General features: G+C 70.8%; 20 protein-coding genes. 9 read left to right on the top strand and 11 right to left on the bottom strand.

Annotated features, from left to right (window positions below):
* Positions 1-54: 54 nt before the first annotated feature.
* From VGR06_RS28275 to VGR06_RS28265, 3 genes are all read left to right on the top strand, one after another.
* Positions 55-441: an AraC family transcriptional regulator gene (locus tag VGR06_RS28275; RefSeq protein ID WP_327562195.1), complete on the top strand. Its 387-nt coding sequence runs from the start codon at positions 55-57 to the stop codon at positions 439-441.
* Between the two features lie 38 nt (positions 442-479).
* Positions 480-908: a VOC family protein gene (locus VGR06_RS28270; protein ID WP_327562186.1), complete on the top strand. Its 429-nt coding sequence runs from the start codon at positions 480-482 to the stop codon at positions 906-908.
* A gap of 73 nt (positions 909-981) precedes the next feature.
* Positions 982-1,527, top strand: a complete 546-nt coding sequence (locus VGR06_RS28265) for a hypothetical protein (protein ID WP_327562185.1) — start codon at positions 982-984, stop codon at positions 1,525-1,527.
* On the opposite strand, the gene VGR06_RS28260 is transcribed toward VGR06_RS28265, so the two are convergent.
* The 3 genes from VGR06_RS28260 to VGR06_RS28250 all read right to left on the bottom strand — a co-directional run bounded on the left by VGR06_RS28260 (position 1,520) and on the right by VGR06_RS28250 (position 4,743).
* Positions 1,520-2,710, bottom strand: coding sequence for a hypothetical protein (locus VGR06_RS28260; protein ID WP_327562184.1), 1,191 nt, complete (start codon positions 2,708-2,710; stop codon positions 1,520-1,522). The two genes, VGR06_RS28265 and VGR06_RS28260, sit on opposite strands and share 8 nt — an antisense overlap.
* Before the next feature lie 112 nt (positions 2,711-2,822).
* On the bottom strand, positions 2,823-3,755 hold the full coding sequence (locus tag VGR06_RS28255; protein ID WP_327562183.1) for a GNAT family N-acetyltransferase: 933 nt from the start codon (positions 3,753-3,755) through the stop codon (positions 2,823-2,825).
* Between the two features lie 118 nt (positions 3,756-3,873).
* Entirely contained in the window at positions 3,874-4,743 is an 870-nt protein-coding gene (locus tag VGR06_RS28250; RefSeq protein ID WP_327562182.1) for a class I SAM-dependent methyltransferase, read from the bottom strand.
* Positions 4,744-5,001: 258 nt separating this feature from the next.
* Here VGR06_RS28250 and rpsA point away from each other — a divergent pair, with 258 nt between their 5' ends.
* Both rpsA and VGR06_RS28240 read left to right on the top strand, forming a co-directional pair.
* Complete coding sequence (gene rpsA / locus VGR06_RS28245) at positions 5,002-6,498, top strand: 30S ribosomal protein S1 (protein ID WP_327562181.1); 1,497 nt, start codon at positions 5,002-5,004, stop codon at positions 6,496-6,498.
* Positions 6,499-6,750: 252 nt separating this feature from the next.
* Complete coding sequence (locus VGR06_RS28240; protein ID WP_327562180.1) at positions 6,751-7,329, top strand: hypothetical protein; 579 nt, start codon at positions 6,751-6,753, stop codon at positions 7,327-7,329.
* An 18-nt stretch (positions 7,330-7,347) separates the two neighbouring features.
* On the opposite strand, the gene VGR06_RS28235 is transcribed toward VGR06_RS28240, so the two are convergent.
* Positions 7,348-7,575 carry a hypothetical protein gene (locus VGR06_RS28235; protein WP_327562179.1) on the bottom strand — a complete coding sequence of 76 codons (228 nt, stop codon included), beginning with the start codon at positions 7,573-7,575 and terminating at the stop codon, positions 7,348-7,350.
* 195 nt (positions 7,576-7,770) lie between these two features.
* Between VGR06_RS28235 and coaE the strand changes: the two genes are divergently transcribed.
* Positions 7,771-8,964, top strand: a complete 1,194-nt coding sequence (gene coaE, locus VGR06_RS28230; RefSeq protein ID WP_327562178.1) for a dephospho-CoA kinase — start codon at positions 7,771-7,773, stop codon at positions 8,962-8,964.
* Positions 8,965-9,013: 49 nt separating this feature from the next.
* Here the strand turns inward: coaE and VGR06_RS28225 are convergent, their stop codons facing one another.
* Entirely contained in the window at positions 9,014-10,204 is a 1,191-nt protein-coding gene (locus VGR06_RS28225) for a TetR/AcrR family transcriptional regulator (protein WP_327562177.1), read from the bottom strand.
* Between the two features lie 91 nt (positions 10,205-10,295).
* Between VGR06_RS28225 and VGR06_RS28220 the strand changes: the two genes are divergently transcribed.
* Both VGR06_RS28220 and VGR06_RS28215 read left to right on the top strand, forming a co-directional pair.
* On the top strand, positions 10,296-11,519 hold the full coding sequence (locus tag VGR06_RS28220; RefSeq protein WP_327562176.1) for an acetyl-CoA C-acetyltransferase: 1,224 nt from the start codon (positions 10,296-10,298) through the stop codon (positions 11,517-11,519).
* Positions 11,520-11,665: 146 nt separating this feature from the next.
* Positions 11,666-13,831 carry a 3-hydroxyacyl-CoA dehydrogenase NAD-binding domain-containing protein gene (locus VGR06_RS28215; protein ID WP_327562175.1) on the top strand — a complete coding sequence of 722 codons (2,166 nt, stop codon included), beginning with the start codon at positions 11,666-11,668 and terminating at the stop codon, positions 13,829-13,831.
* 12 nt (positions 13,832-13,843) lie between these two features.
* On the opposite strand, the gene VGR06_RS28210 is transcribed toward VGR06_RS28215, so the two are convergent.
* On the bottom strand, positions 13,844-14,413 hold the full coding sequence (locus VGR06_RS28210; protein WP_327562174.1) for a TetR/AcrR family transcriptional regulator: 570 nt from the start codon (positions 14,411-14,413) through the stop codon (positions 13,844-13,846).
* Between the two features lie 66 nt (positions 14,414-14,479).
* Between VGR06_RS28210 and VGR06_RS28205 the strand changes: the two genes are divergently transcribed.
* Complete coding sequence (locus VGR06_RS28205; RefSeq protein WP_327562173.1) at positions 14,480-16,699, top strand: molybdopterin-dependent oxidoreductase; 2,220 nt, start codon at positions 14,480-14,482, stop codon at positions 16,697-16,699.
* 68 nt (positions 16,700-16,767) lie between these two features.
* Here the strand turns inward: VGR06_RS28205 and VGR06_RS28200 are convergent, their stop codons facing one another.
* The 5 genes from VGR06_RS28200 to VGR06_RS28180 all read right to left on the bottom strand — a co-directional run bounded on the left by VGR06_RS28200 (position 16,768) and on the right by VGR06_RS28180 (position 21,625).
* A complete protein-coding gene (locus VGR06_RS28200; protein ID WP_327562172.1) occupies positions 16,768-17,235 on the bottom strand; it encodes a nitroreductase family deazaflavin-dependent oxidoreductase in 468 nt (155 codons plus the stop codon).
* 74 nt (positions 17,236-17,309) lie between these two features.
* Positions 17,310-18,179, bottom strand: coding sequence for a lamin tail domain-containing protein (locus VGR06_RS28195; RefSeq protein ID WP_327562171.1), 870 nt, complete (start codon positions 18,177-18,179; stop codon positions 17,310-17,312).
* A 211-nt stretch (positions 18,180-18,390) separates the two neighbouring features.
* Entirely contained in the window at positions 18,391-19,425 is a 1,035-nt protein-coding gene (locus tag VGR06_RS28190) for a lactonase family protein (protein ID WP_327562170.1), read from the bottom strand.
* Entirely contained in the window at positions 19,422-20,045 is a 624-nt protein-coding gene (locus VGR06_RS28185; RefSeq protein WP_327562169.1) for an aldolase, read from the bottom strand. Before VGR06_RS28185 ends, VGR06_RS28190 begins: the two co-directional genes overlap by 4 nt.
* Entirely contained in the window at positions 20,045-21,625 is a 1,581-nt protein-coding gene (locus VGR06_RS28180) for a D-aminoacylase (RefSeq protein ID WP_327562168.1), read from the bottom strand. The genes VGR06_RS28185 and VGR06_RS28180 overlap by 1 nt, the downstream gene beginning before the upstream one ends.
* Positions 21,626-21,629: the final 4 nt, after the last annotated feature.

Genomic DNA, 21,629 nt, shown 5'->3' with positions numbered 1-21,629 from the left:
GTCACTCCGCTCCTTGTCGAGGTGCTCGTGCACCTCCGCAAGGCGCGGGACCTCATGGACGCGCGGTTCGCCGAGCCGCTCGACCTCGACGCGATGGCCGCGGCGGCGGGGTTCTCCCGGTACCACTTCGCGCGCGAGTTCCGCGCCGCGTTCGGGGAGACGCCCGGTGTCTACCTGTCGCGCAGACGGGTTGAGCGGGCGAAGGATCTGCTCGCGGCGGCGAACCTCACCGTCACCGAGGTGTGCATGCTGGTGGGGTTTTCCAGCCTCAGCTCGTTCATCCGCCGGTTCACCGAGCTGGTGGGCTGCAGCCCCGCGGTGTACCGGCGCCGCGTGGTCGAGCGTGGCGGGCCGCCGCCCATACCGGGATGCTTCGTGATGGCGTGGAGCAGACCCGGCACAGCAATCGAGGACAAGGCGGCGGGTCACGGGTCCTCATAGCGTGACGTCCACATCGGATAGGACGAGTGGAGGACGAGATGATCACCAGGATGTCGCATGTCTGCCTGTACGTACTGGATCAGGACGCGGCGAAGGCGTTCTACACCGAGAAGCTGGGCTTCGAGGTGCGGTTCGACATCGACATGGGGGAGGGGTTCGAGGGCGGCGGCAAGGGGTTCCGCTGGCTCACCGTCGGGCCGCCGGACCAGCCCGACGTGCAGATCACCCTGGCCGACTGCCGGATGGGCCACGACGAGCAGACCGCCGAGGAGGTGCGCGCCCTGGTGGCGAAGGGCGCGCTCGGCGCCGCGGTGTTCAACACCGACGACTGCCACAAGACGTTCCGCGAGCTGTCCGAGCGCGGCGTGGCGTTCCTGTCCGAGCCGGCCGAGCGCCCGTACGGCATCGAGGCGGTGTTCCGCGACGACTCGGGCAACTGGTTCAGCCTCACCCAACCTAGGGGCTGATCGGTCAAGGGGATCACCCTCCGCTCGGAGCGAGTACCCTGACGGCTTCATCGCCTCGGCGAGCGGAGGGTGCATGACCCGGCGAGCGCTGGTCATCGGCGGCACGGGAATGCTGGCCGGCTGCGTGGCCGCGCTGGTCCGGGAGGGCTGGCACGTGGTCGTGCCGAGCCGCCGCTACGCCCCGATCCCGGACGAGGCCGGCAACGGCGACCGCAAGTCGCTCTGGGTGCAGGCCGACTGGTCGGCCCCGAAGGAGCTGGCCGCCCGCGCGGACAAGGCCCTCGACGGCAAGGCCGACCTGCTCGTCGCCTGGGTGCGCAGCACCGCCCGCCCCTCCGTGCTGCGCGCGGTCGCGCCGCTGCTGGCCCCCGGCGCCCCGGTGGTCGAGGTGCACGGCAGCGCCTCGGCCAACCCCATCGACGGCTGCCCGGACCCGGTCCTCCCCGACCACCCGACTCAGCAGGTGGTGCTCGGCTACGTCCGCCAGGCCGGCCGCACCCGCTGGCTCACCCACACCGAGACCGTCGCCGGTGTCATGGACGCCGTCCGCCGTGCCCTCGCCGGCCGCTCGCCCGCGGTGCACCATGTCGGCGAGTTCCGCCCGCCTTTGCTCAGGTAACCGTGTAGCGCAGCCAGTAGACCCCGTCAAGGGACCAGGTGTACACAGTGGACGGATAGGTGTTGCTGACGAAGTAGCCGCCGCGGTTCCATTCCACGTGGCCGAGGAGGTCGCGGTTCCACTGGAAGGTCCGGCCGCCGTCGGTGCTGACATAGGTGGTTCCGGACTGGGTGGCCACGATCAGCTTGCCGTCCGCCGCGGCCACCACGACCCCGTTGATGCTGCGCGGTTCCCGGGAGCCGGACGCCTGCCAGGTGCGCTCCCAGGTTCGGCCGCCGTCGGTGCTGCGGAAGATCGCGAGCAGCCAGGTGCCGCCGTCCGGCGTGCGGGTGATCGCGGTGGCGTAGGCCGCTCCCGAGGTGGCGGTGATCGAGAGCCCACCGTAGGGCGTGCCGTCGAAGGCCGGCAGGGCGCCGACCGTCCAGCTGCGGCCGGCGTCCCGGGACACCGCGGTCGCCGGACGGCCGGTGGCCGGGTCCAGCCCGGAGACCCACCAGGCGCCGTCCCCGGCCGGCACGGTGCCCGGCGACACCTGCTGCAGCGGCGGCGGGTTCGCCAGCGCCGCGGACCGGCCGGAGTCGGGCAGCATCACCAGGAGCCGGCCGAGCCGGCGGCACACCGTGGTGACCACCGCGCACTGCGGCTCGAGCACCCCGCCTTCAGGGATGGCCTCGACCGACAACCCGCGCTCGATCGGCACCTTGCGCCAGGAGCGCCCGCCATCGTCGCTGTACCAGCGTTCCCGCGGTGCCTCGACGACGACCTTCTCCTGCCCCAACACATAGAGTTGCTGCAGCAGGCCGGACTCGGCCTTGCCGTCGGGCGCCGGCAGGGTTCGCGGCTCCCAGTGCGCGGCGTCCTCGGTGGCCAGCAGCTGTGCGCCGCAGTCGGTGGTGCCGTTGGTCGTCGCGCAGTTTCCGCGGATGGCGTAGGCGTGATCCCGGTCGGCCCAGCGGACGTTGTAGGTGAACGTCCCCGGGCCGCTGGGCAGCCACGACGGCAGCGTGCCCCGCGGAATCGGCGGGGCGGGCGCCGGCGGCTGCTCCTCGGCGACGGGGCCGAGCTGGGTGCGCAGCAGTGGGATGGCCGCACCGGCCAGCAGCACGGCGGTGATGGAGCCGACCAGCATGCGCCGGCGCGGCTTGACGCCCAGTTCCCAGTCGCGACCGCGCAACGGCGCCACCCCCGAAAGGTTCCAGCGGGCCTGCGATTCCGCGCACCTGTTGCGGAATCGAGACCCTTACCTCACCCATGGTGCGCTCTGGCCGGAAGACTTGCCAGTCCATGGACACGGGTCAGCGCAGGGCGCTGGCCGGCCGGACCTCCCAAGTCGTCCACAGTGGACGGTAGCCCTGCCGGGCCCAGAACACCGAGGAGAGCGGATTCGGCGGGTGGTAGTAGAGAAAAGTGCCGACCGCGCCGCGCCGCTCGAGCTCCCGGTGGGCCACGGCCATGAGCGTCCGGCCCACGCCCGCGCCGCGCTCGCCGGGCAGGACGGACAGGCAGTTGACGTAACCCCAGCGCCCGGGTGGCAGCCGGATCGCCGTCCAGGAGCCGGGTTCCGCGTCGGTCAGCCAGCACTGCGCCATGCCCACGGTCAGCCCGTCCCGCTCGGCCAGCCACACCGGGTCGTCATGCTCGAGGTGCCGGGCCACCGAGGCGCGCTTGATCTCCGCCGCCTCCGGCCGGGTGATCGCGCCGCCGACCAGCGCCGAGTACTCCAGTTCCGCCAGCTCGAGCTGGACCACGATCTCGGCGTCGACCCGGGTGGCCCGCCGGACGGTCAGCGCGGACGCGGGCAGGTCCGGCGCACCCTCCTTGCCGGTCCGCACCGCGATCGCCGACAGCGGCACGAAACCGTGGTCCAGCAACGCCCTCGTGGCCTCGGCGTCCCGGGTCGGCCAGGTCACCACGCACGCCGAGTCGGCGCCGACCGTGCCCCGCGCCATGATCCGCCGCCACTGCCGCAGCAACGGGTCCATCGCGCGGCCGCCGGCCAGGCCCAGCAACGGGTGCAGCTCCCACACGTCCAGCGCCGACCACAGCGTGCCGACCGAGCCCGGCGGATGCGCCGTGCGGACCACCACGCCGGCCACCCGCTCGCCGTCGCGCAGCGCCGCGGTGATCACGTCCCCCTCCGGCGGCTGGGTCGCCACCGGCAGCAGCGGATCGAGACCGGCGAACCGGGCGGACTGCGCCTGCAGCAACAGATCCGCCACTCTGTTCATTGCGCTCGCTCCGCTCGCGCGGTGATCGGCCTCTGGATCCGGTGTCTGCACGCCTGCGCTGCTCGGTCGCTCGTTCCTCGCTCCCTGCGCTGCTCGGCGCGCAGACACCGGCGGCCGATCACGTTACGGGCTCCGGCTTGTCGCACACGAAGATCGCGGTGCCGGGGAAGAGGGCGCCGCGCAGCGGGCTCCACTGGCCCCACTCGCGGGTATGGCCTTCGGGCCATTCCGGTTCGATCACGTCCCGCAGGTTCAGGCCGGCGGCGGTGAGGGCGCGGACGAAGTCGCCGAACGTGCGGTGGTGCTCGGCGTAGGTGGCCTGGCCCCCGGCGTCCACCTCGAGGTAGGGCGTGCGGTCGAAGTAGGAGCTGGTGACCCGTAGGCCGTCCGGCCCGGGGTCGTCCGGGAAGATCCACCTGATCGGGTGGGTCACCGCGAACACCCAGCGCCCGCCCGGCCGCAGCACCCGGGCCACCTCGCCGAACACCGCGGCCACGTCGGCCACGAACGGCACCGCGCCGAACGCCGAGCAGGCCAGGTCGAAGGAACCTGTGGCGAACGGGAGTCGTTCGGCGTTGCCGCGCACCAGCGGCACCTCGATGCCGGTCAGCTCGCCGGCCGCGGTGGCGTAGCGCAACATGGCCGTGGACAGGTCCAGCCCGACGACGTGCGCGCCGTGGGTGGTGAGCCAGCGGGCGCACGGCGCGGAGCCGCAGCCGACCTCGAGCACCGCGCGCCCGTCGACGTCACCGAGCAGCCCGGCGTCCTCCTCGCGCAGGCCCTCGGGACACCAGACGAAGTCCGCCACGCCGAGGAACTCGCCGTGCTCGGCGTGGTACTCCTCGGCGTAGGCGTCCCACCACGCGGTGTTGGCCGCCACCGTCTCGGCCGAGTCGGCCTGCCGGCGCGCAATCCCCGCCGTGCCGAGCGCGCGCTCCGCCGGTGACTGCCACAGCGCGGAGGGTGGTTTGCCGAGGTCGTTCTGCACGGTGACCGTTATAGCCGGTCGGGGGCGTGCTCCGTACCCTGGGTTTGCCGCGCCCTCGCGTGGCCGCGTAGGATACCGCCGCGCAGTGGTTTCGTGCTGCCGTGGGTTCGCCGTGCTGGGAATCAAGAGCGGTCGCGCGGCGTTTGCTGATTGTGGGCGAACTTTCTCCGCCGCGTGACAAGAACTCCAGATCCCAACCCACAGCGAACTCTGGGGGCAAGCCCCCAGACCCCAATCCCTATCGGAGCTACCCACCTGATGTCCACCGATACCACAACCGTCCCGTCCGGCACCGCAACGAGGCAGCAGGTTGCCGTCAACGACGTCGGGACGGGTGAGGACTTCCTCGCCGCCATCGACAAGACCATCAAGTACTTCAACGATGGCGACATCGTCGAGGGGACCATCGTCAAGGTTGACCGTGACGAGGTCCTGCTCGACATCGGCTACAAGACCGAGGGTGTGATCCCCTCGCGCGAGTTGTCGATCAAACATGACGTCGATCCCGCCGATGTGGTGAGCGTCGGTGATGAGGTCGAAGCCCTGGTTCTCCAGAAGGAGGACAAGGAGGGCCGGCTGATCCTGTCCAAGAAACGCGCGCAGTACGAGCGGGCGTGGGGCGCGATCGAGGGTCTCAAGGAGGCCGACGAGCCGGTCAAGGGCACCGTCATCGAGGTGGTCAAGGGTGGCCTGATCCTGGACATCGGGCTGCGTGGGTTCCTGCCCGCGTCGCTGGTGGAGATGCGCCGGGTGCGCGACCTGCAGCCCTACGTCGGGCGCGAGCTCGAGGCCAAGATCATCGAGCTGGACAAGAACCGCAACAACGTGGTGCTGTCCCGCCGGGCGTGGCTGGAGCAGACGCAGTCCGAGGTACGCAGCGAGTTCCTCAACCAGCTGCAGAAGGGCCAGGTCCGCAAGGGCGTGGTCTCCTCGATTGTCAACTTCGGCGCGTTCGTCGACCTCGGTGGGGTGGACGGCCTGGTGCACGTGTCCGAGCTGTCCTGGAAGCACATCGATCACCCGTCCGAGGTGGTCGAGGTGGGCCAGGAGGTCACCGTCGAGGTGCTCGACGTGGACATGGAGCGCGAGCGGGTTTCCTTGTCGCTCAAGGCGACGCAGGAGGACCCGTGGCGCCAGTTCGCGCGCACCCACGCGATCGGGCAGATCGTGCCGGGCAAGGTCACCAAGCTGGTGCCGTTCGGCGCGTTCGTCCGGGTGGACGAGGGCATCGAGGGTCTGGTGCACATCTCCGAGCTGGCCGAGCGGCACGTGGAGATTCCCGAGCAGGTCGTGCAGGTCGGCAACGAGGTCATGGTCAAGGTGATCGACATCGACCTCGAGCGGCGGCGGATCTCGCTGTCGCTCAAGCAGGCCAACGAGGGCGTCACGCCGGACACGGAGTTCGACCCCACCCAGTACGGCATGGCCGCCGAGTACGACGCCGAGGGCAACTACATCTACCCCGAGGGCTTCGACCCGGACACCCAGGAGTGGCAGGAAGGCTTCGACAAGCAGCGTGAGGAGTGGGAGCGCCAGTACGCCGAGGCGCACCTGCGCTACGAGCAGCACATGAAGCAGGTCCGGGCCGCCGCGGCCGAGGCCGCCGAAGCCAGCGCCGCGGGCGCTGGCGACGACGACGCCGTGGACGGCGAGTACTCCTCCAGCAGCAGCGAGACCGCGGCCAAGAGCGGCGGCACCCTCGCCAGCGACGAGCAACTGGCCGCCCTCCGCGAGAAGCTCTCCGGCGGCCAGTAACCCCAACCATCCCGAAAGCCCCGCGGCCCCAAGCCGCGGGGCTTTCGCACGCGAGTCCCCGATTCCAGCACACGAGTCCCCGATTCCGGCACCTGAGTTCCCGGTTCCGGCACCTGAGTTCCCGGTTCCGAACTATGAACTCACGCTCCCGAACGCTGAACTCGGGCGCCTGAAGTGGGGACTCGCGTGCTGGAACGTGCGACTCGCGTGCTGGAACGTCGAACTCGTGGGGTGAGGGCTTACCGTGGAGGGGTGCGCATGGTGATCACGGCGCTGGCCGCGTTGGTGGTGGCGGGGTGCTCGGCGGAGCCGCCGGCGGCCCGGCCGAATGTGCCCGCGGTCAGCTCGTCGGCGCCGGTGTCGTCGAGTGCGGCCAAGGAGGTGCCGAAGACCTGCGGCGGGCTGGCCACGCTCGGCGAGATCACCGAGATCCTCAACGCGGCGGTGACCGGGCAGACCCTGCCGATCGTCGGCGTGCCCGAGCCCAAGATCGGCCGCACCGCGCGGCTCGACTGCTACTACGGCGTGCCGGACGGCCAGCCGGTAACCGCCGCGGTGGTCACCATCGGCCTGGCCACCTACACCGACGAGACCGCCGCGCAGCGCCGCCTGGCCAGCACCATCGAGACCGAGCGCGAGGCCGGCGCCAAGTCCTCCCAGGTCCCGGTCGGCCCGGGCCAGGGCGTCCTGCTCCTCGGCGCCAAGCGCATGCTGGTCGCCTCCCGCGGCCGGACCACCGTCGTGATCACGGTGATCCCCGACCTGCTCCCCGAAGACCGCGCCGCCAACGCCCTCTCCCACATCGCCGAACGCGCCCTCACACCTCGGTGAGGCTGCGCGCCCAACCCATCAAATCTCGGAGAGGCGGACCGCCGGGGCCCAGGCGCGCTCGGCCGCTGCGGTGGCGGCGCGGCGGCGGAGGCCGGCGAGGGTGTGTCTGGCGGGGACGAGGATCGCGCTCCACCAGTTGCGCCGGTACTCGACGAGTGCTGTTGCGACCGCTCTGTGCTCGATGCAGTGCCTGAGCCCCGGCGTGCCAAGCCGGTGCCGTCCCGCGTGCCCGCCCGTGCGAACCACTCCGCCCTCCGCGTCCTTGCCCCGTGCGGGCACCCTAGGCGATCAAGCTCGGAAAACCTCGCAAGCCCCCGGCGTGTCACCAGCCCCACCGATAACAGTGGAGACGGTTCTTTCTGGGGACAAGCCCCAGACCCCCCTTGCATGGCTAAGACCCCGCCACACTCGGTGAGCGGACCCCGCTGCGACAATGCCGGCATGCTGCGCGTGGGGCTCACCGGTGGGATCGGGTCCGGCAAGTCCACTGTGGCCGGTCGGCTGGCCGAGCATGGCGCCGTCCTGATCGACTCCGACCTACTGGCCCGCGAGGTGGTCGAGCCCGGCACGCCCGGGCTGGCTGAGATCGTCGCGGCGTTCGGCGCCGGCATGGTCACCCCGGACGGGAGCCTGGACCGGGCGGCGCTGGCGGGCACCGTGTTCAACGATCCCGGCGCCCGCGCCCGGCTCAACGCCATCGTGCACCCCCGGGTCGGCGCCCGGACCGCGGAGCTCATGGCGGCAGCCCCGCCCGACGCCGTCGTCGTGCACGACGTGCCGCTGCTGGTGGAGAACGGCCTCGCGCCCAACTATCACCTGGTGATCGTGGTGGATGCGCCGGAGGACGTCCGGGTGCACCGCCTGGTCACCGAGCGCGGAATGTCCGAAGTGGACGTTCGGGCCCGGGTCGCCGCGCAGGCCACCGCGGAGGCCCGCCGCGCCGCCGCCGACGTGTGGCTGGACAACGCCGGCGCGCTCGACGAGATCCTCGCGGCGGTGGACGCGCTCTGGGCCGACCGCCTGGTGCGCTACGAGTCGAACGTGCGGTTGCACCGCAAGGCCGGCTACGGCTCGCCCCGGTTGTACGAGCCCGATCCGACCTGGCCGGCCCAGGCCGAGCGCCTCGCCGCCCGGATCCGGCGCGCGGCGGGGGAGCGGGCGCTGCGCGTCGACCACGTCGGCTCCACCGCGATACCCGGGCTGCCGGCCAAGGACGTGATCGACCTCCAGCTCACTGTGGCCACTGTGGACGATTCGGACCCGCTTGCCGCGCCGCTCACCGAGGCGGGGTTCGTGTTCCGCCCGGGCATCGCCGACGACCAGCCGCACGGCGCCGGCGACCCCGCGCTGTGGCGGAAGCGCTATTACAACGGGGCCGATCCGGGCCGTCCGGTGAACCTGCACGTCCGCGCGCACGGCTCACCCGGCTGGCGGTTCGCCCTGCTGTTCCGCGACTGGCTGCGGGCCGAGGAGTCCATCCGGGACGAGTACGCGGCGCTGAAACGGGACCTGGCCAGGAAGTTCGCGGCGGACGAGCGCACGATCCGGTACGCCGAGGCCAAGGAGCCCTGGTTCGCCGAGGTGTACCCGCGGATGGAGGAATGGGCCCGCCGCACCGGGTGGGAAGTGCCCTGAAGGCCGCCTTCGGGACGTCCAACGTCCCGAAGGCGGCCTTCAGGGCATGTCACCCCGGCCACTCCGCACCGGCCCGCAACACCGCCCGCGCCAGCTCCACCAGCTCCGCCGCGATCCCCGGCCGGGCGGCCAGGCGCGGCGTGCGGGTGAGGTCGTTGACGATGGTCAGCGCCGCGTGCACGGTGATCCGGGCCTCCCGCTCGGCCAGCGCCGGGGCAGTGGCACCCAGCAGCCGCACCCACTCCGCCACGTAGGCGCGCTGCATCCGGAGCAGCTCCTTGGCGTCCCGCTCGGCCATGGCGACCGACTCGGTGGTGAACACCGCCAGCAGGTTGTCCGACCGCAGCACGGTGTCCACATAGGACCGAACGAGCCGGTCCAGCGCGTTGCCGGGGCCGTCGGCCTCGCCCAGCGCCCGCTCCGCGTCCAGCCGCAGCCGGTCCGCCATCCGGTACCCGGCGGCCACCAGGATGTCCGCCTTGCCGGCGAAGTACCGGTAGATGCTCGGGCCCGCGATGCCCGCGGCCCCACCGATGTCCTCCATGCTCACGGCGTGGTATCCGCGCTCGCGGAACAGCCGGGTGGCCGCGCTCAGCAGCTTCTCCCGGCGCGACGCCGGCGCCAGCCAGGCCAGCCCACCGGCCCCGTTCACCACCGGCGCGGCCGCGGCCTCGACCGTGTGGGAGAGCACCGCGGCGGCGAGCGCGGCGAGCAGCGATTCGAAGCGCTTCCGCGGCAGGCTGAGGTGATGCACCGCCACGCTGCCGAACACGCTGAGCGCCGCCCAGCAGAGCAGCTCCGCGTGCTCCGGAGCGAGCGCGGGCCGGGTCGCGCGCAGCGCCACCGCCCAGCGGTCCATGATCCGCGCACCGGCCCGCCGGATCGTGGTGCGGTCGGGTTTCGGTAGATGCCCGCCCTGCCACCGCCAGAGCGCGGTGATCTCCCGGCGCTCCACGGCGAGCGCGGCGACCGCCTCGAGCATCCTGCGCAGCGCCTCGTCCGCCGCTTGAGCGCCGGCAAGGGCCTCGTCGGTAGCCTGGCCGAAAACCTCCAGGCCGGTGAGCAGGACATGCGCCAGCACGTCCTGCTTGCTGCCGAAATGCCGGTACACGGCCGGGCCGGTGACGCCGGCGGCGCACGCGATGTCGTTCACGCTCACCGCGTGGTAGCCGCGCCGGCCGAACAGCTCGGCCGCCGCCTCGGCGAGCGCGGCTTTCCGCGGCGACGTCCTGTGAGGCACGTCTAACACGCTAGGTGACCGCGCATCCGTTGACAACCAGCGAATACGTGCCACGATGTTAATGAGGATTAGCGCGCGAGAGGACATCAACGTGGCTGTATCGCCTTCGGAAGCCTTCATCTACGACGCGATCCGCACGCCCCGCGGCCGCGGCAAGAACACCGGCTCGCTGCACGGCACGAAGCCGATCTCGCTGGTCGTCGGCCTGATCGACGAACTGCGCAAGCGCAACCCGACCCTGGACGAGGACCGGATCTCCGACATCCTGCTCGGGGTGGTGTCCCCGATCGGCGATCAGGGCATGGACATCGCCAAGACCGCGGCGATCCTGGCCGGCATGCCGGCCACGGTCGGCGGCGTGCAGCTCAACCGGTTCTGCGCGTCCGGGCTGGAGGCGGTCAACATGGCCGCCCAGAAGGTCCGCGCCGGCTGGGACGAGCTAGTGATCGGCGGCGGTGTGGAGTCGATGTCCCGGGTGAAGATGGGCTCGGACGGCGGCGCGTGGGCGATGGACCCGGTCACGAACTACGACACCTACTTCGTGCCGCAGGGCATCTCCGCGGACCTGATCGCCACGATCCGGGGCTACTCGCGGGAGGACGTGGACGCCTACGCCGTCCAGTCCCAGGAGCGCGCGGCCAAGGCGTGGGCCGGCGGCTACTTCGCCAAATCGGTGATCCCGGTGGTGGACCAGAACGGGATCACCGTGCTCGACCACGACGAGCACATGCGCCCTGAGTCCACTGTGGACTCGCTGGGCAAGCTCCCGTCGTCCTTCGCCGCGATCGCCGAGATGGGCGGGTTCGACGCGGTAGCGCTGCAGAAGTACCACTGGGTGGAGAAGATCAACCACGTGCACCACGCCGGCAACTCGTCGGGGATCGTGGACGGCGCCGCACTCGTGCTGGTCGGCAGCGAGCAGGTGGGCAAGGACCTCGGGCTGACCCCGCGAGCGCGGGTCGTGGCCACCGCGACCTCCGGTGCCGACACCACGATCATGCTCACCGGTCCGGTCCCGGCCACCGAGAAGCTGCTGGCGCGCACGGGTTTGAGCGTCGACGACGTGGATCTGTTCGAGATGAACGAGGCGTTCGCCTCCGCCGTGCTCAACTATCAGCAGGCGCTGCAGATTCCCGACGACAAGCTCAACGTCAACGGTGGCGCGATCGCCATGGGCCACCCGCTCGGTGCCACCGGAGCGATGCTGCTGGGCACCATGGTCGACGAGCTGGAGCGGCGCGAGGCGCGCACGGCCGTCGTGACGGCGTGCATCGGCGGCGGCATGGGCGTTGCCACCCTGATCGAGCGAGTCTGAAGGAGCGGACGTGAGACCGCGATGTCGGCTTTCCGAAGGAGCAGCGCAGGTGCGAGGAACGAGCGCCGAGCAGCGCACGGAGGAAGCCGACATCAGCTGCGGCCGAGCGGGAGCGACCAATCGAAACTGAAGGAGCCTCAACTCTCATGAGCGAGCGCAACACCATCCGCTGGGAACAGGGTGACGACGGGATCGTCGTGCTGACCCTGGACGACCCGGAGCAGTCGGCGAACACCATGAACGCCGCCTACCTCGCGTCCATGGGGTCCACTGTGGACCGGTTGGAGGCGGAGCGGGACGGCATCACCGGCGTGGTGATCACCTCGGCCAAGAAGACGTTCTTCGCCGGCGGCGACCTCAACGACCTGATCCAGGCGCAGCGGGAGCACGCGCCGCAGGTCTTCGAGCGGATCACCGAGATCAAGGCGCAGTTCCGCCGGCTGGAGAAGCTGGGCAAGCCGGTGGTCGCGGCCATCAACGGCGCGGCGCTCGGCGGCGGCCTGGAGATCACGCTGGCCTGCCACCACCGGATCGCCGCCGACGTCAAGGGCTGCGTGCTGGGCACGCCCGAGGTCACCCTCGGCCTGCTGCCCGGCGCCGGCGGGGTCACCCGCACGGTGCGCATGCTCGGTATCCAGACCGCGCTGCTGTCCGTGCTGCTGCAGGGACAGCAGCACAAGCCGAAGGCCGCCAAGGAGCTCGGCCTGATCGACGACGTCGTGTCCACTGTGGACGAGTTGGTGCCGAGGGCCAAGGAGTGGATCAAGGCCAACCCGGCGCCGGTTCAGCCCTGGGACGTCAAGGGCTTCAAGATCCCCGGTGGCTCGCCGTCCAGCCCGTCGTTCGCGGCGAACCTGCCGGCGTTCCCGGCGAACCTGCGCAAGCAGCTCAAGGGCACGAACATGCCGGCGCCCAAGGCGATCCTGGCCGCGGCCATCGAGGGCGCCCAGGTGGACGTGGACACCGCACTGACCATCGAGTCGCGCTACCTGGTCGAGCTGGTCACCGGGCAGGTGGCCAAGAACATGATCAAGGCGTTCTTCTTCGACCTGCAGCACATCAACTCCGGCGGCTCGCGGCCGGAGGGGTTCGAGAAGTGGAACGCGCGCAAGGTCGGCGTGCTCGGCGCCGGGATGATGGGCGCCGGCATCGCCTACGTCTGCGCCCGGGCGGGCATGGAGGTCGTGCTCAAGGACGTCTCCCTTGCCGCGGCAGAGAAAGGCAAGGACTACTCGGTCAAGCTCACCGAGAAAGCCGTTTCCCGCGGGAAGACCACCCGGGAGAAGGGCGACGCGCTGCTCGCCCTGATCACGCCGACCGAGCAGGCCGAGGACCTGGCGGGCTGCGACCTGGTGATCGAGGCGGTGTTCGAGAGCCAGGAGCTCAAGCACAAGGTGTTCGCCGAGATCGAGGGCGTCGTGGCGCCGGACGCACTGCTCGCCTCGAACACGTCCACGCTGCCGATCACCGGCCTCGCCGAGGGCGTGCAGCGGCAGGAGGACTTCATCGGCCTGCACTTCTTCTCCCCGGTCGACAAGATGCCGCTGCTGGAGATCATCGTCGGCGAGCGGACCAGCGACGTGGCACTGGCCCGGGCGTTCGACGTGGCGCAGCAGATCAACAAGACCCCGATCGTGGTCAACGACAGCCGCGGGTTCTTCACCAGCCGGGTGATCGGCACGTTCCTCAACGAGGCCATCGCCATGGTCGGCGAGGGCCTCAACCCGGCGTCCATCGAGCAGGCCGGCTCCCAGGCCGGCTATCCCGCGCCGCCGCTGCAGCTGATGGACGAGCTCACCCTCACCCTCCCCCAGAAGATCCGCAAGGAGACCAAGGCCGCGGTCGAGGCCGCCGGCGGCACGTTCCCCGAGCACGGCTCGTACTCCGTCGTGGACCGCCTCGTCGAGGAGTTCGACCGCAAGGGCCGCTCCACCGGTGCCGGTTTCTACTCCTATGTGGACGGTAACCGCACCGGCCTCTGGGACGGCTTGTACGAGCACTTCCACAAGCCGGGCCACGAGATCCCGTTCGAGGACATGAAGGAGCGCATGCTCTTCGCCGAGGCCCTCGAGACGGTGAAGTGCTTCGACGAGGGCGTCCTCCGCTCGGTGCCGGACGCCAACATCGGCTCCATCATGGGTATCGGCTTCCCGCCGTGGACCGGCGGCGTGATCCAGTACATCAACGGCTACCCCGGCGGGCTCGCCGGCTTCGTGGCTCGCGCCCGTGAGCTGGCCGAGCGCTACGGCGACCACTTCCAGCCGCCCGAGTCGCTGGTGAAGAAGGCCGAGCAGGGCGAGATCTACGAATAGGTATACCGAACGTCATAGCGCCGAGCGCAGCAGAGCATCCAACTCCTCGCCCACGCGGTCGAGGGGACGGGTGCTTCGCTGCGCTTTGGCCACGATGATGGCGCCCTCGATGGAGCAGACGATCATGGCGGCCAGGGTGTCCGCGCGCTGGGCGGGGATGCCGTGCTGCCAGAGGGCGCCCGCGAGGGTGGACTCCCAGGAGGTGAAGGCCTCGCCGGCGATCGCGCGGGCGCCGGGGGATTCGCCGCCTTCGAGGGCGCCGGCCACTACCGGGCAGCCGATGGTGAAGTCGCTGGCGCGCAACTGGTCCCGGTAGAGGTCGATGAGGGCCTCGACCGTCCCGGCGGGGCCCTTCGCGGCCATCCATTTGCTGATCGTCTTGCCCATCAGGCGGCCGCCGAGGGCGGTGGCCTCCTCGGCGAGCTGGGCCTTGCCGTCGGGGAAGTAGTGGTAGAGGGAGCCGCGCGGGGCGCCGCTGTGCTCGACGACGTCGGACAGGGCGGTCGCGGCGACGCCGTGCTGGCGGAACAGGTGCATGGCGCTGGACACCATCCGGTCGCGCGGGTTCTGCGGTTGTGCCACGCACTGAGCATAGATTATGTTGGCCGTCATAGTCAGATCACGAACCCGACATAGGCCGGTGGTGGCATGGAGTGGCGGAAGTCGGCGTGCATCCTGTGTGAGTGCAACTGCGGCATCGAGATCGGGGTCGAGGGGCGGCGGTTCGAGCGGATCCGGGGGGACAAGGAGCATCCGGCGTCGGCGGGATACACCTGCAACAAGGCGCACCGGCTTGATCACTACCAGAACGGGCGGGATCGGCTGACGTCGCCGCTGCGGCGGCGGGCGGACGGGACGTTCGAGGAGATCGGGTGGGACACCGCGATCGCCGAGATCGCGGCGAAGCTCGCGCGGGTTCGGGACACCTACGGTGGGGACAAGATCTTCTTCTACGGCGGGGGCGGTCAGGGGAACCACCTCGGCGGGGCGTACAGCGGCGCGCTGCTGCGGGCGCTCGGGGCGCGGTACCGGTCGAGCGCGCTGGCGCAGGAGAAGATGGGTGAGGGGTGGGTCGACGCGCACCTCTACGGCGGGCACGTGCGCGGCGGGTTCGAGCACGCCGAGGTGGCCGTGTTCCTCGGCAAGAACCCGTGGCAGTCGCACAGTTTCCCGCGTGCCCGGGTGGTGCTGAAGGAGATCGCCCGCGATCCACATCGGACACTGATCGTCATCGACCCGGTGCGGACCGAGACCGCGGACCTTGCCGACATCCACCTGCAGGTGAAGCCGGGCACGGACGCCTGGTGCCTGGCGGCGATTCTGGGCGTGCTGGTCACCGAGGATCTCGTCGACCACGCGTTCCTGGCCGAGCGCACCACCGGCGCCGGGGCGGTGCTGGCCGCGTGCGCGGAGGTCCCGATCGCCGGGTATGCGGCCGCGTGCGGGGTGCCGGAGGAGCGGATCCGGGACACCGCACGGAGAATCGGGACGGCCGGCAGCGTGTCGTTCTTCGAGGACCTCGGCATCCAGCAGGCGCCCAACAGCACGCTGTGCTCGTACCTGGAGAAGCTGGTGTGGCTGCTCACCGGGAACTTCGCCAAGCCCGGCGCGATGCAGCTGCACTCCTGGATGGCGCCGATCGCCCGGTACGAGACCAATGTGCGGACCACGCCGGTGACCAAGACCCCGATCTTCGGCGGCCTGGTGCCGTGCAACGTGATCGCTGAGGAGATCCTCACCGAGCACCCGGACCGGCAGCGCGCGATGATCATCGAGTCGTCGAACCCGGTGCACTCGCTGGCCGACTCCGGCACGTTCCGCACCGCGCTCGGCGCGCTGGACCTCGTCGTCGTGATCGACGTGGCGCTCACCGAAACCGCCCGGCACGCCGACTACGTCCTCCCCGCGGCCAGCCAGTACGAGAAGTGGGAGGCCACGTTCTTCACGCTGGAGTTCCCGCGCAACACCTTCCACCTGCGCGCCCCGGTGCTCGACCCGCTGCCCGGCACGCTCGCCGAGCCGGAGATCTACGCGCGGATCATCCGCGCGCTGGGCGTCGTGACCGAGGCCGACCTCGAGCCGCTCCGCGCCGCGCTCGCGTTGGGGCGCAAGGAGTTCATGGCCGCGATGTTCGGTGCGATGGCCGACCGGCGGATCGCCGGACTCGCCGCGTACGTGCTCTACGAGGTGCTCGGTCCGTCCCTTCCGGACGGTGCGGCGTCGGCCGCGGTGCTCTGGGCGTCCGCACACCAGGTGGCGCAGCGGAACCCGGACGCGGTGCGCCGGGCCGGGCACGCCGACGGCGAGGCGCTGTTCGACGCGATCCTGGCCGGGCGCTCCGGTGTGACGTTCACGCTGGACGACCCGGACGGCTCCTGGCACTACGTCAGCCATCCGGACAAGCGCATCCCGCTGGAGATCCCGGAGCTGCTCGACGTGCTCGCCAACCTCGACACCACGCCGGCCGGGCACACCACCGAGGAGTTCCCGTTCGTGCTGGCCGCCGGGGAGCGCCGGGCGTTCACCGCGAACACGATCATCCGGGATCCACTGTGGCGCCGGCGCGACACCGGCGGCGCGCTGCGGATCTCCCCGCAGGACGCGGAAAGGCTCGGTCTCGCCGACGGCGCCCGGGCCTGCGTGATCACCCGCCGCGGCCGGACCGAGGCCCTGGTGGAGGTCAGCGACCGGATGCAACCCGGCCATGCCGCGCTGCCGAACGGCCTCGGGCTGGACACCCTGGACGACGCCGGCAACCCGGTCCGCACGGGTGTCGCGGTGAACGAGCTGACGGACCTCGCCCGCCGCGACGAGTTCGCCGCGACGCCCTGGCACAAGCACGTCCCGGCGCGCATCGAAGCTGGTTGACGGTCTCGAGTGTCGAACTCAGTTGCCCGAACGTCGAACTCGGTTGTTTGAGCGTCGAACTCGCGGGGTTAGCGGCGGGTGACGCGGAAGACTCGGATCTCGCGGGCGGCGCGGGCCTGATAGTCGTGGTAAGCCGGCCAGGACGTGGTCACGGTCTTCCAGGCCTGCTCCCGGTCCTCGCCCGTGAGCAGGGTCGCGGTGACCGCGAAGTCGTGCCCGTTGATCTGGGCGGTCGCGTTCGGGTTGGCGATCAGGTTGGCCGACCAGTGGGGATGGTGGGGCCGGCCGAAGTTGGACGCGACGAGCAGCAGGCAGTCGCCGTCCGGTATCGCGATCAGGGGTGCGAGCCGGGGCTGGCCGGTGCGGCGGCCGGTCGTGGTCATGGTGACCGACCGGAGCCCGGCCAGCCGCCCGAACGAGATCCGCCCCCCGGTCCAGCGTTGCAACCTGATGTCCGCATTGACGATGCGCGGTCCGACCGCGGTCAGCCACGGCTGCCGCCCGATGAGCTGCGCCAGTCTCGTGACAGCTTTCACGGCTGGCACCGTACCGGATGAGCCGGGCCGGGCGTGCCACGGTCGCGCGGCCCGGCACATCCGGGTGCGCGGACTTACGGTTGTGCGGCGGGTACCCGGTCGCCGTAGGCGTATTCGGAGACGACGGTTCCGCCGGTGTCGCGGAGTTTGGCGGTGTCCCCCTTGTCGTTCCAGATGGGTCGTTTGATGCCGTAGTTGAACCCGCCGGACTCGGGGTGGACCTCGTTGGTGTACACCTTGATCCGCTGGCCGGGTTGGAGGATCGTCCCGGGCGGGAATCGATAGTCCTGTCCCGCGTCGTCGGCACCGAGCACCCATCCGGAGATGTCCGCGGGTGCCGTGCCGCGGTTGACGATCTCGACGTACTCGTCGGCCTGGGTGTACTTCACGCCGCCCTTGTAGCGGACGGTGGAGATGTGGACGTCCGGCACGCCGGCGCGGGCGAACATGGCGACGACGTCCGCACTGTTGGCGCCGTTCTCCGGGCTGATGAACTTCCGGACAACCACCCCGTTCTGTTTGAACCCGCTGATGAGAACGGCGTATTCGGTGCCGTCGACGACCACCGTCTCCGGCGAGATGAAGGTGGGCAGGTCGACCTCGTCCTCGGGTGAGGGACCGACGTTGGGGGTTTCGTTGTGGTGGAAACGGAAGCTGAAGTTGGTCCGGGTTCCGTCCTCGAACACCACCTGCACGGTGAGGTCCACGTCGAACTGGCTCTGCGGCATCCCCTGGATCGGGAAGTTCTCGTGAGTGAACGTGCCGAGGGTGAATTCCGTGCCGTCGAGCTGAACCTCGACGGTGCCGCCCCGGAAAATGTATCCGCTCTTGCCGCCGCCGCCCGCGGGAATTCCCCAGGTGACGTGGTCGGTTCCCAAGCCTGAAAGATTCGGTGGCGTTGTGCTCATGGACGGCCACGAGCCGGACGTGTTGGCAGTACTCATCGATTCCCCTCACTATTGGATCAATACGCGCGACGTGGTCGACCTGGTCCAGCATGCAGGTGGGTCGGCCGGTGCGAAACCGCCTTTTGAGCGACCCGGCACATACGAAGGATTTGTGCGGGCACACGTTCCGTATGAGCGGTGGGATCAGTTCAGGTGACGGTTGAATCGCCAAGCAATGGGTCGAGCGGACGGTCACGATCGTGCGCGGTCACATCACCTGCTCGGCCGCCGGCATACGGCCGTGTGGGGGTGGTGGCTCAAGGAATGCGATGACGGCCACGTTGTCGACGCGGGTGGCGGCGACCGCGGGGGAGAGGTGGCCGGTGTCGGGGTCGCGGGGGTGCTGGGTGATGGTGCCGGCGCGCTGGTTGGCGACGTAGACGAAGCGTTCGCCGGGGCTGAGGTTGAAGTGGCGCGGCCAGTCGTCGGTGGGGGTGGAGGCGACGTGGGCAATGCGTGCACCGCCGTCGTGGATGGTGAAGTGCGCGATGGTGTTCTCGCCGCGGTTGGAGGCGTAGAGGTGCTTGCCGTCGCGGGTGATGGCGATCTCGGCGGGGGCGTTGGTGGCGGAGGTGGTGGGGACGACGGACGTGGCCGTGAGCGTGCCGGTGGTGGGGTCCCAGGTGGCGACGGTGATCTCGGAGCGGTGCTCGCCGAGGAGGTAGGTGTGCCGGCCGTGCGGGTGGAAGGCGAGGTGGCGGGGGCCGGCGCCGGGTGGCAGGTGGAACCGTTGGTGCAGGGCGAGTCTGCCGTTGTCGAGAGTGAGGCGGTAGACGAGGACCGAGTCGGCGCCGAGGTCGGTGGCGAGGACCCACTGTCCGCTGGGATCAGTGACCACGTGGTGGGCGTGTGGCTCGGTCCCGTTGTGCTGCACCAGGTCTGTGGGTTCGCCGAGCGCACCGCCGGGGAGGAGCGGGTGCACGGCCACGGTGCCGTCGCCGTAGTTGGCGGTGAGCAGGTAGCGGCCGCTGGGGTGCACGCTCAGGTGGGTGGGGGCGGCGCCGGCCGGGGCATGGTTCAGGACCACCGGGTGCTGCGGATCGTGGATGTCGAGGGCGGTGACGGTGCCGTCGCGTGCCAGCTCGTTGGTGGCGTAGAGGGTGTGGCGATCCGGGGAGACGGCGAGGAACGAGGCGTCGGGGACGTCGGGCACGGTGCCGGTGACGGTCAGCGCGCCGGTGTCCGGGTCGGCGGTGGCGACGTCGAGGTCGCGGCCGAAGGCGCCGATGTACACGCTGGTCATGGTTGTCGAAGCGCTTCGACGAATTCGGTGGCCCGAGTGCGGATCTCGGCGAACCGGGATTCCGCGGCGAGCGCCGGGGCGACGACGCCGCTGCCCGCGGTCACGGCGAGGGCGCCCGCGGCCAGGTATTCGGCCGCGTTTCCGGTGTGCAGGCCACCGGTCATCACCAGCGGGGTACCCGGGAACGGGCCGAGGAGATCCTTGACGTAGGCCGGGCCGAGCCGGGCGGCCGGGAACACCTTGACCGCGGTGCTGCCGGCGTCGAGCGCGGCGGCGACCTCGGTCGGGGTCATCGCGCCGAGCACCACCGGGACGCCCAGTCGAAGCGCTTCGACGGCGACGTCCGGCCGGACGCCGGGGGTGAGCAGGAACCGGGCGCCGGCCGAGATCGCGTCCCGGGCCGCCGCCGCGGTGAGCACGGTGCCCGCGCCGAGCAGCACTCCGTCCACTGTGGACGCCAGCTCGATCAGGTTGAGGGCGTCCGGTGTGGTCAGGGAGAACTCCACGAGCGGCAGCCCGGCGTCGACGAGGGTGCCGGCGAGGCCCACCGGATCCGGGATGGCCGGGGCGCGCACGATGCACAGCGCGCGCCGGGCCCGCAGCTCCGCGAGCAGATCCATCAGGAGGCCCGGCGGATCGCGCGGCCGGGCAGCGCGCCGGTGTGCCGCCCGTCGTCGATCACCGGGGTGCCGTTCACCAGCACGTACGGGATGCCGGCCGCGGGCTGCTTCGGGTTGTCGAACGTGGCCCGGTCGGCGACCGTGGCCGGGTCGAACAGCACGAGGTCGGCGCGGTACCCCTCGCGGAGGAACCCGCGGTCGGGAAGCTTGAGGCGCTTCGCCGGCCGGCCGGTGAGGTGCGCGACGCACTCCTCCAACCCGAGCACGCCCAGCTCCCGGACGTAGCGGGCGAGGTAGCGCGGGAACGTGCCCCAGGCCCGGGGATGGGGCCGCGCGCCGGCCAGCAACCCGTCGCTGCCGCCGGTGTGCACCCGATGCCGCATGATCGCCTGGACGTTCTCCTCGTTGCCGACGTGCATCAGGCAGGTGGTGCCGAGCCGCTCGGCGATCAGCGTGTCGAAGAAGAACTCGATCGGTGGGCGGCCGGCCCGGCGCGCGGACTCGGCGATGGTCTGCCCGACCAGACCGGCGCTCTCCGGCAGGCGCACACCGTTGATCTCGACCCAGCTCCAGTCCACCGGCACGCCGTTGAGCCCGTCGGAGCCGTGCAGTTCGAGGTCGACCCGGATCCGCTCCCGGAGGTCCACATCGGACAACCGGGCGAGCGTGGCCGCCGGGCCGCCTTCGGAGGCCCAGCTCGGCAGCAGCGCCGAGAGGTAGGTGGAGGCGGGCAGGTACGGGTAGGTGTCCAGGGAGATGTCGACGCCGTCCGCGATCCCCTTGTCCACCAACGAGAGCAGTTCGCCGGCGCGGCCGGTGTTGACCGGGAAGTTGAGCGTGGCGTGGGTCAGGTGCACCGGGCAGCCGGAGCGCCGGGACACCTCGATCATCTCGGCGTAGGCGTCGATCGCGCCGGCGCCGTAGCTGCGATGGTGCGGGCTGTAGTACCCGCCCAGGTTTCCGGCGACCGTGCACAGCTCGACCAGCTCCTCGGTGCCGGCGTACATGCCCGGCGTGTAGGTCAGCCCGGAGGACAGGCCCAGCGCGCCCTCGGCCATGCCGGTGGCCACCAGCGCGCGCATGGTGTCCATTTCGGACTCGGTGGCCGGCCGGTCCGCCCAGCCGACCGCGAGCATCCGGATCGTGCCCTGCGGCAGGAGGTACGCGGCGTTCACCGCGATCCCGCCGTCCAGCCGGTCGAGGTATCCGCCGACGGTGCGCCAGCTCCAGTCGAACCCCGGCGGGTCGTCGTTCCAGCCGGCGAGCTGGGTGCGCAGCGTCTCCAGCGTGGTGTCGTCGACCGGCGCGTAGGACAGCCCGTCCTGGCCGAGCACCTCCAGCGTGACACCCTGCGCGACCTTGGCCAGGTGGTCGGGGTTCGCCAGGATCTGGATGTCGGAATGGGCGTGCATGTCGATGAACCCGGGCGCCAGCACCAGACCGGCGGCGTCGATCACCCGGGTGGCGGTCGGCACGGTGCCGATCTCCTCGATCAGCCCGTCCCGGATTCCCACGTCCGCTTGAAAACCGGGTGCGCCGGTGCCGTCGACCACGGTGCCGCCGCGGATCGTGATGTCCACAATG

Origin of the sequence: Actinophytocola sp. (genome assembly GCF_036002505.1) — a bacterium.
Lineage (GTDB): Bacteria > Actinomycetota > Actinomycetes > Mycobacteriales > Pseudonocardiaceae > DASYTH01.
This window is presented reverse-complemented; position numbering and strand designations above follow the sequence as displayed.

Bases quoted from the DNA above. Each gene is read 5' to 3' on its own strand.
- VGR06_RS28270 (WP_327562186.1), top strand. From the start codon at position 480: ATGATCACCAGGATGTCGCATGTCTGCCTGTACGTACTGGATCAGGAC.
- coaE (WP_327562178.1), top strand. From the start codon at position 7,771: ATGCTGCGCGTGGGGCTCACCGGTGGGATCGGGTCCGGCAAGTCCACT.
- VGR06_RS28215 (WP_327562175.1), top strand. From the start codon at position 11,666: ATGAGCGAGCGCAACACCATCCGCTGGGAACAGGGTGACGACGGGATC.
- VGR06_RS28275 (WP_327562195.1), top strand. From the start codon at position 55: ATGGACGCGCGGTTCGCCGAGCCGCTCGACCTCGACGCGATGGCCGCG.
- VGR06_RS28195 (WP_327562171.1), bottom strand. From the start codon at position 18,179: ATGAGTACTGCCAACACGTCCGGCTCGTGGCCGTCCATGAGCACAACG.
- rpsA (WP_327562181.1), top strand. From the start codon at position 5,002: ATGTCCACCGATACCACAACCGTCCCGTCCGGCACCGCAACGAGGCAG.
- VGR06_RS28265 (WP_327562185.1), top strand. From the start codon at position 982: ATGACCCGGCGAGCGCTGGTCATCGGCGGCACGGGAATGCTGGCCGGC.
- VGR06_RS28185 (WP_327562169.1), bottom strand. From the start codon at position 20,045: ATGGATCTGCTCGCGGAGCTGCGGGCCCGGCGCGCGCTGTGCATCGTG.
- VGR06_RS28190 (WP_327562170.1), bottom strand. From the start codon at position 19,425: ATGACCAGCGTGTACATCGGCGCCTTCGGCCGCGACCTCGACGTCGCC.
- VGR06_RS28255 (WP_327562183.1), bottom strand. From the start codon at position 3,755: ATGAACAGAGTGGCGGATCTGTTGCTGCAGGCGCAGTCCGCCCGGTTC.
- VGR06_RS28205 (WP_327562173.1), top strand. From the start codon at position 14,480: ATGGAGTGGCGGAAGTCGGCGTGCATCCTGTGTGAGTGCAACTGCGGC.